The following is an 8,370-nucleotide window of genomic DNA, read 5'->3' as shown; positions in this document are numbered from 1 at the left end:
CGGCTGGAAGGCCAACTGGCCGAATCCGGCGTTCGTGAACCGGACGACCCGGGACGGCTACTGGGGCGCCAAGCTGGTGGGCTCCTTCACCGACGACCAGGTGCGGGCGGCGGTGGCGGCGGGTGAGCTTCCGACCGAGTTCGCGGCCGACACGCTGGCGAAGATGCTGATGTACAGAAGGGACCGGATCGTGGAGTACTGGTACGGCCGGGTGTCGCCCGTCGAGGCCCCGGAGGCGCGGCCGGCGCCGCACCCGGGGTTCGACCTCGCCTTCGAGGACTATGGCATCCGGGACGGTGCATGGGCGGCGGAGGGCATCACGTATGAATGGACGTTCCGACACGACGCCCTGGGCCGTCGCTGGATGGGTGTCGCGCCGGCACGGGAGGGCGTCGGTCAGGTGCTCCGGATCGAGCCGGGTGAGGGCGCCGGGTCGGCGAGAGGAGGCCCGGCCGAGGGGAGCGTAAGGGCCCCAGACTCCATCGCCCTCCTCGAGGTCACGGTGCGGCGACCGGACGGCGAGGCCGGCCGACCGGCCCGCGTCTACCTGGAATGGGACGCCGGGAATGGCCGGTACCGGGTGGCGGGGCTCGAGCATTGAGCATGCCGCACGGCTGGAGCGGCTGGTGCTGACGAAGGCGGACGTTCCGGCGGAGTTCGACCGGGTCGCCCGGAGCTACGAGCTTCTCACCGGACTGAACCCGGGATACCGGCGGCACCTGCGGCTGAGCGCCGAGCGCCTCGAGACCCGTCCGGACGACAGGGTTCTTGACCTTTGCTGCGGCACGGGCGCCTCGACGCGGGCCCTGCTCGAGGCGCACCCCGAATCCCGCATCACGGCCGCGGACGCGTCGCCGGGAATGCTGGCGGAGGCGAAGCGCCGACTGCGGGACGACCGGATCCGGTGGATGCGCGCCGATGCCATGGACCCGGCTGCGTCTGGCCTCGAGGGCCCGTTCGACGCGATCCTGATGGCCTACGGGATCCGTAACATGTGCGATCCGGACCTGTGCCTGGCCCGCCTGCTCGAGCTGCTCAGGCCGGGCGGGTGGGCGTGCTTCCACGAGTACTCGGTGGCCGACTCGCGGACCGCGAGGGCCATCTGGAACGCGGTGTCCCTCGGGTTGATCATCCCGGGGGGACTGCTCACTTCGGGAACCACGCGGATCTATCGCTACCTGCGACGAAGCGTTCTGGAGTTCGACGGCGTGGGGGCGTTCGAGGAGCGCCTTCGACGAGCCGGCTACGTGGAGATACGGACGGAGCCGATGGACGGATGGCAGCGGGGGATCGTGCACTCGTTTCTGGCGCGGCGGCCGGAGCGCCTCGCATGAGCCGGGTCGGGGACGGCCGGCGCCCGTGGCCGCAGGAGGGCGGGAGCCGTGACCGGGCGCCGGACGGCTCGACCGCGCTGGTGGTAGGCGGCGGGCTGGCCGGGATCGCTGCCGCCTGCGTGCTCGCCGAACGGGGGGTGCGTGTGACCGTGGTGGAGCGCGAGGCGTCTCTCGGCGGTCGGCTGCGCACCTGGACCGAGACGCTGCCGGACGGCTCGACGCTTCGCATGGAACGCGGATTCCACGCCTTCTTCCGGCAGTACTACAACCTCCGCGAGCTGCTCCGTCGCGTGGACCCGGAGCTTCGGCGCCTCGTGCGGCTGAACGATTATCCGGTGTACGCCCCGGGCGGGGCCGTCCAGTCGTTCGAGGACCTTCCGACCCGGCCGCCCTGGAACGTGGCGGCGCTGGTGCGGCGGGCGGACACCTTCCGAGTGCGCGACCTCCTGAGGGTGAACGGGCTGGCGGCTCTCGAGATGCTCCGCTTCGACCCGGATCGGACGTACGAGCGCCACGACCGCACGACCGCCCGCCGGTACCTGGACTCGCTTCGCTTTCCGGCCGAGGCGCGCCGGATGCTGTTCGACGTGTTCTCGCACTCGTTCTTCAACCCGGAAGAGGACATGTCGGCAGCCGATCTGCTGATGATGTTTCACTTCTACTTCATGGCGAACCCCGAAGGCCTCGTGTTCGATGTGCTGGACGACGAGTTCGAGGCATCGCTGTGGTCCCCGCTGCGGTCCTACCTGGAGGGACTGGGGGCGCGGTTCCGTCTCGGGGCGGATGTGACCGGGCTCCGGCCGGCAGGCGATGGCGTGTGGGCCGCGACGCTCGGCGCCACGGGGGACGCTCCGACGGCCGGCGGGGAGGAGACCGCCGACCTCGTGGTGCTCGCGCCGACCGTGCCGGGCCTGCAGTCGATCGTGGCGGCCTCGCCCGATCTGGGGAGCGAACGCTGGCGAGAGGGCGTAGCCGACCTCCGGCTCACCCTGCCGTTCGCGGTGTGGCGCCTGTGGCTGGATCGTCCCGTCCGGCCCGACCGTCATCCGTTCGTCGGCACGGCGGGGTACCCGCTGCTGGACAACATCTCCGTGTACGAGACCTTCGAGGAGGAGAGTCGGCGCTGGGCCGAGAGAAGGGGAGGCTCGGTGGTCGAGCTGCACGCGTACGCCGTCCCCGAGAGTGCGACGGAGGTGGAGATCCGGGAGGCCATGAAGGACGGACTGGAAGACCTCTACCCGGAGACCCGCGATGCCAAGGTGCTGCACGAGCACTTTCGGATCGACCGGGACTGCCCGGCCTTCCCACCCGGGGGGCACGCGTCGCGACCGGGCGTGGAGACGCCGGCGGAGGGTGTGGCGCTGGCCGGCGATTTCGTGCGGCTTCCGTTTCCCACCGCCCTCATGGAGAGGGCGACCGCATCCGGCTTCCTGGCCGCGAACCGGCTCCTGGCCCGGTGGGACGTCCGCCCGGAGCCCCTGTGGACGATCCCCCGGACCGGCCCTCTCGTCCGCGGCCGGTGAGGTCGAGGGACGCCGCGGACCGACCCCCCGGACCGGTTCAGCGCCCGCCGCTGCTCTCGTCGAGCGCCTTTCCGGCCGCGGGCACCGTTCCCGACCGGAGGGCGTAGCGACGTTCGGCGTACGCCGCATCCTCCCGCCACAGCTTCCTCTGCGCCCGAAGGATGAAGGGGCGGATCATCCAGGCGGCCCCGATCGCCCTCCGGAAGCCCGGCCGCTCGGAAGTGGCCAGCGTGGCCTCGATGATCGCCGATCGGCCCCGGCGGAGGGGGGTGGCGTGGGTCTCGACCACGGACCCGGCGCCTTCGCCGCCCACGATCGTCATGGTGATCGTCCGGGGGTCCGGGCAGTGAAAGGTGGCGTCGACCTCGATTCCAAGGCGGTCCGTCATCCCGTACACGACCCTCACAAGGAGACGACCGTTCTCCACTCCGATCACCTTCAGGCGCTTGAACGTGTGCGGGTGGTAGTAGACCCCGTGCCACGGGTCGAGCCGGTTGGCGATCACGTCCCGGGGCTCGCAGTCCGCCTCCATCCGCATCACCGAGTCGATGAACTCGGCCGGCCGGGGAGACACGATCGGTCGGGGGGTCGGTGGGTCGTGGGCGGGAGCATTCGCATCGGCCCCGCGGCCGACTCCGGCGTCGAGCCGGACCCAGCACAGCACCCCGTCGTCGTGGGCCGGAAGGGGGCACCAGGCCCCGTGCCTCTCGGTGCCCAGCTCGAGGCCGTGCCACGGACAGACGAGGCGTCCGTCTCGTACCGGACCCTCCGCCAGGGAGGCTCCCATGTGCGGGCAGGCGTTCGGGGCCACCCGAAGCTCGCTCTCGGCCCGCCAGGCCACGAGCTCCCGACCCTCGACCCAGTAGACGCACGGGACGCTCCCGATCGAGCGGCTCGCGTCGAGGACGTACCAGCCGCCGGATGGAAGGGCGAGCGCGGCCCTGAGCTCGCGCTCGATGCGATGCGGATTCGCCTGTACCCAGTCGGGCCCGCGCAGCTCGGGCGGCAGCTCGGCGGGGAGAGGCGACAACGGGTGGCCCACGGTCTTCAGCTTCGGCATCAGGGTCTCCGGGTGGCGTCTCTCAGCGCCGGACCGAGCTCCCGAATCGCCTGCCCGACCAAAGGAGCGGCGGGCAGCGATCGCATGAGGGCGATCCGGTCGGCGGCCGTGCCGCCGTCGAACAGGAAACGGGCCATGCGGTCTGGCTCCACCGCCTCGAACATGCGGAGAAAGAACCGGGGCGCGGCCTCGGGAACCCGGTCAAGGTAGGCCAGGAACACCCGGTCGAGAAACGCCGTGGCCCGCGGATATGGACGCACGGCCGGAATCGGCACGTCCGGCCCGTGCCGGGCCACGTGGGCGGCGATCCGTCGCGCCTGCTGCTGAATCGCCATGAAGGCGTACCCGGTGGCCGGTCGGGCGAGCCCGGCTCGCGTACCGATGTTCGTCACCCGACGGCTCGTCGGACGGGGCGGGGGGAGGGTGCTCATCGGGATGGCTCCCCGCTCGCGGTGCCGCTCGGTCCACACATCCACCCCGAGCACGTCCGCCACGTACCTCCGGATCGAATGCAGGTACTCTTCCTCCCCCCGCGGCTCCCCGCCGAAGTAGGTGTCTTCGACGAGGGCCTTCGTCTCCGAGAGCGGAAGAACGTACATGAACCGGATCTCCGGGCCATCCATGACGCGGAAGTCCATCAGGGTGGCCACGGATGGGTCGAAGGACGGGGCTTCCGTCTCGATCTCGAGGCCGACGAAGTGCTGCAGCCAGTCGATCTCGCCCTCCGGGGCCGGCCGCGGTCCGGGAGGGCGCCCGTCGAACACCCTCCGGGTGCGCACGATGCCCTCCCCGGTCCGCACCTCGACGCCGCCCTTCACCTCCCGGAGGCCTTCCACCTCGATTCCCCGCATCAGTCGCACGTTCGGCGCGGATTCGATTCGCTCGAGTGCCTGGTCGTAAAAGGCGTCCGCCGGGATGCACCGGTAGGCCACCGACCGCGAGCCGCGCTCCACCGCCCCGGAATCCGTGATCACCCTCCAGCGGCGCCACGAGTGGCGGGCGGCGGCCTCGAAAGGGTGACCGGGACCCGACCAGTAGCACCAGGTGCGGTCGCGGACGTGTGCCTCTCGCCGGTCCACGAGAAGGACCTCGAGCTCCGCGCTTCCTGCGTCCAGGAAGTGAACCGCGAGGCTGAGGCCCGCGCACCCCGCGCCGACGATCACGACATCCGCGTCCAGGGGCTCAGTCCTCCCCGAACCAGCGTTCACGGTCCGTCAGCACGTCCGCGCAGGTCGTTCCTGCCGGAACCGGGACCCACACGAACACGTTGCGCTCCGGGTCCGGATTGTGCTCGAACTGAGGCGTGAAGGTGCGGAGGATCGCGCTGGAGGCCCCGATGACGTGCTGGTCGCCGGCGCCCGTCACCTGGCCCGTCATGCGGCCATCCGGCTCCAGGGTGCCGCTGAGTCCCCGCACGAGCCGCTGAACGAGATACACCTGTCCGCTCACCAGCCCCTCGACGCTCACGCTCACCCCGGGGTGCCCGTCACCGTCCGGGTCCGTGACGCGCGGGTCGTCCTCGTCTTCGGGAAGCGGTTCGTCCCAGGGGTCATCGAGGTCGGCTCCGAGCACCATGATGTGATCCGGGATCCGCACCGTCGTCTGTCCGTCCGCGTCCGCTCCGATCTGGAGGGGCATCGTCCACTCGGGCATGGCCGCCACGAAGGCCGGCCCGAGCGTGGTCCGGACGCGGCCGAGCGGCTCCTGTTCCACCGAACAGTAGCGCGAGTCCACCACTGGCTCCTCGCCCTCGAGGCGCACGCGGTGCAGGAGAAGTCCCGTGGTGCGGACGCGGAGGTACCGGTTGGAGGGACGCGTCAGGGCCCGCGTGGAGACGTACTGGCGGCTGGCGTAGAGCCCGGGCTCCAATGCCGTCTGAGGCTCCTGTGCCCCGAGCCCCGGGGCCGCAAGGGGGACGGCCGTCGCGATGGCCAGAATGCGGGCCAGGGTTCGGGGTACGACGCGCGTCATGACTCAGCTCCGTGCGGGTCCGGGCTCCTCGATCGGCGGGCCCGCGCCGGGTGCGTCGGGCTCCGGGCGACGCTACGTCGGCCCGCGCGCCGGTGCAACGTTTCGAAGGTGGCTCGAGCCGGGGTTTGGAGGCGCCGGGGCCCGCGCTACATTGCGCGGCGCCACGGGGCCTGCTGCCGGGGCATGGAGTGGAGCATACGGAAGACGAGGGAGGAACCCTGGATACGAGACGAGACGAGCGGGACCACGCCGTGGTGATCGGCTCCGGATTCGGCGGGCTGGCCGCGGCCGTACGCCTCGGAGCTCGCGGCTACCGGGTGACGATCCTCGAGCGACTGGACCAGCCTGGAGGCCGGGCCCGGGTGTTCGAGCAGGACGGATTCACCTTCGACGCCGGCCCGACCGTGATCACGGCTCCCTTCCTGTTCGAGGAGCTCTGGGAGTTGTGTGGCCGACGTCTCCCGGACGATGTCGACCTGAGGCCGGTTCACCCGTTCTACCGCATCCGGTTCGATGACGGCGACGTGTTCGACTACTCGGGCGACCCGGAGCTGATGCGACAGGAGATCCGACGCTTCTCGCCGGAAGACGAGGCGGGCTACGAGCGCTTTCTGCGCATGAGCGAGCGGATCTTCGCGACCGGCTTCACCCGCCTGGGACACGTCCCCTTCGACTCGGCGTGGGACATGATTCGCATCGTGCCGGACATGGTGCGACTGCAGAGCCACCTCACCGTCTACCGCCTCGTGGCGAAGTTCATCAAGCACCCGAAGCTTAGGCAGGTGCTGAGCTTTCACCCGCTGCTGGTGGGCGGAAACCCCTTCGCCACGACCTCGATCTACACGCTGATCGCCTACCTGGAGCGCGAGTGGGGTGTCCATTTCCCGATCGGCGGCACCGGGGCCCTGGTGCGCGGGCTGCTCGGCCTGGTCGACGGACTCGGCGGGGAGCTGCGGCTGAACGCGGACGTCGAGGAAATCCTGGTGGTCGGCGGCCGGGTCCGCGGCGTGCGGCTGGCCGGCGGAGAAGAGATCGCGGCGGAGGTGGTCGTTTCGAACGCCGACTCCGCGTGGACCTACCGGCACCTCGTCCCGGAGGCGGCGCGCCGCCGGTGGACCGATCGGAAGGTGGAGAAGTCCCGGTACTCCATGGGACTGTTCGTATGGTATTTCGGCACGCGGCGGCCGTACCCGGACGTGGCGCATCACTCGATCCTCCTCGGCCCGCGGTACAAGGGTTTGCTGGACGACATCTTCGGAGCCCGTCTGGCCCCGGACTTCAGCCTTTATCTGCACCGCCCGACCGCCACCGACCCCGGGCTGGCGCCCGAGGGGATGGACGGCTTCTACGTCCTCTCACCCGTCCCCAACCTGGAAGCTGACGTCGACTGGGAGGAACGCGCCGAGCCCTACCGCCAGGCGATCGAGCGCCACCTCGAGGAGACCGTGCTGCCAGGCCTCGGCGAGGCAATCGTGACGTCCCGCGTGATGACGCCGCTCGACTTCCGCGACGAGCTGCTGGCCTTCCGTGGGGCCGCGTTCAGCTTCGAGCCCATCCTGCGGCAGAGCGCCTGGTTCCGTCCGCACAACCGGAGCGAGGACGTCGACGGTCTGTACCTGGTGGGTGCCGGAACACACCCGGGCGCCGGCGTCCCCGGTGTCCTGTCCTCGGCCCGGGTGCTCGACCAGGTGGTCCCGGCCCCGCGGAGCGCGAGCCCCCCGGCGCCGATCGGGGCCGGCCGTTGACCGATGAGCCCGGGATGAGCGACGGGAGGCGAAGCGCGGACGACGGCCGGGTCGCGCGGAGACTGCTCCGCGAAGGGTCGAAGAGCTTCCACGCGGCTTCGCTCCTTCTGCCTCGCGGCGTGCGCGCGGATGCCGGGGCCGTATACGCGTGGTGCCGGGTGGCCGATCACGCGGTGGATCGGTCCGACGACCCCGCCGGCGCCCTGGAAGGGGTACGGGCGGGCCTCGAGCGACTGTACACCGGCCGGGCCGACGGGCCCGTCGAGCGGGCCTTCGGCGAGACCGTCTTCCGCAAGCGGATTCCGCGAGAGCTGCCGGACGCCATGGTGGAAGGGTTCACGTGGGACGTGGCGGATCGGCGCTTCGCGTCGCGGCCGCAGGTGTTCGACTACTGCGTGCGGGTGGGCTCCACGGTCGGGGCCATGATGACGCTGGTGATGGAACGGCGCGACGCCGCGACCCTGACGGCGGCGTGCCGGCTCGGGGTGGCGATGCAGCTCACCAACATCGCCCGGGATGTGGGAGAGGACGCACGGTCCGGCCGGGTGTACCTGCCGATCGAGGCCCTGGAGCAGGCCGGCGTGGAGGTCGATTCCTGGCTCGCGGCCCCGGAGCCTTCCCCGGCGGTGCGAGACGTCGTCCGATCCCTGCTCGAAGACGCGGATGCGCTGTACGCCGCCGCATGGCCCGGAATCCGGCGGCTCCCGGCCCCCTGCCGTCCGGCCATTCGGGCAGCG

At 71.1% G+C, this 8,370-nt stretch carries 8 protein-coding genes; 5 read left to right on the top strand and 3 right to left on the bottom strand.

Features of this window, described 5'->3' with window-relative positions; all coding sequences use genetic code 11:
• From AC36XV_RS08480 to AC36XV_RS08470, 3 genes are all read left to right on the top strand, one after another.
• The coding region (locus tag AC36XV_RS08480; protein ID WP_492203253.1) for a hypothetical protein at positions 1 to 601 on the top strand (601 nt) is incomplete at its 5' end.
• Positions 602 to 626: 25 nt separating this feature from the next.
• Complete coding sequence (locus AC36XV_RS08475) at positions 627 to 1,334, top strand: class I SAM-dependent methyltransferase (protein WP_492203252.1); 708 nt, start codon at positions 627 to 629, stop codon at positions 1,332 to 1,334.
• Positions 1,331 to 2,857 carry an FAD-dependent oxidoreductase gene (locus AC36XV_RS08470; RefSeq protein WP_492203251.1) on the top strand — a complete coding sequence of 509 codons (1,527 nt, stop codon included), beginning with the start codon at positions 1,331 to 1,333 and terminating at the stop codon, positions 2,855 to 2,857. The genes AC36XV_RS08475 and AC36XV_RS08470 overlap by 4 nt, the downstream gene beginning before the upstream one ends.
• Positions 2,858 to 2,894: 37 nt before the next feature.
• On the opposite strand, the gene AC36XV_RS08465 is transcribed toward AC36XV_RS08470, so the two are convergent.
• The 3 genes from AC36XV_RS08465 to AC36XV_RS08455 are packed head-to-tail and all read right to left on the bottom strand — an operon-like array spanning position 2,895 to position 5,888.
• A complete protein-coding gene (locus AC36XV_RS08465) occupies positions 2,895 to 3,917 on the bottom strand; it encodes a DUF5914 domain-containing protein (RefSeq protein ID WP_492203250.1) in 1,023 nt (340 codons plus the stop codon).
• The gene (locus AC36XV_RS08460; RefSeq protein ID WP_492203249.1) at positions 3,917 to 5,080 is read right to left on the bottom strand and encodes a lycopene cyclase family protein; all 1,164 of its coding nucleotides are present in this window, start codon (positions 5,078 to 5,080) and stop codon (positions 3,917 to 3,919) included. Before AC36XV_RS08460 ends, AC36XV_RS08465 begins: the two co-directional genes overlap by 1 nt.
• Before the next feature lie 19 nt (positions 5,081 to 5,099).
• Positions 5,100 to 5,888 carry a hypothetical protein gene (locus AC36XV_RS08455; RefSeq protein ID WP_492203248.1) on the bottom strand — a complete coding sequence of 263 codons (789 nt, stop codon included), beginning with the start codon at positions 5,886 to 5,888 and terminating at the stop codon, positions 5,100 to 5,102.
• A gap of 188 nt (positions 5,889 to 6,076) precedes the next feature.
• Here AC36XV_RS08455 and AC36XV_RS08450 point away from each other — a divergent pair, with 188 nt between their 5' ends.
• The gene (locus AC36XV_RS08450; protein WP_492203247.1) at positions 6,077 to 7,633 is read left to right on the top strand and encodes a phytoene desaturase; all 1,557 of its coding nucleotides are present in this window, start codon (positions 6,077 to 6,079) and stop codon (positions 7,631 to 7,633) included.
• 14 nt (positions 7,634 to 7,647) lie between these two features.
• The coding region (locus tag AC36XV_RS08445) for a phytoene/squalene synthase family protein (protein WP_492203246.1) at positions 7,648 to 8,370 on the top strand (723 nt) is incomplete at its 3' end.

The organism is Candidatus Benthicola sp., from assembly GCF_058719085.1.
Note: the sequence above shows the minus strand (reverse complement) of the source record. Positions and strands in the feature narration are given on the sequence as shown.

Coding starts and splice junctions, on each gene's coding strand:
- AC36XV_RS08455 (WP_492203248.1), bottom strand. CDS start 5,888: ATGACGCGCGTCGTACCCCGAACCCTGGCCCGCATTCTGGCCATCGCG.
- AC36XV_RS08470 (WP_492203251.1), top strand. CDS start 1,331: ATGAGCCGGGTCGGGGACGGCCGGCGCCCGTGGCCGCAGGAGGGCGGG.
- AC36XV_RS08465 (WP_492203250.1), bottom strand. CDS start 3,917: ATGCCGAAGCTGAAGACCGTGGGCCACCCGTTGTCGCCTCTCCCCGCC.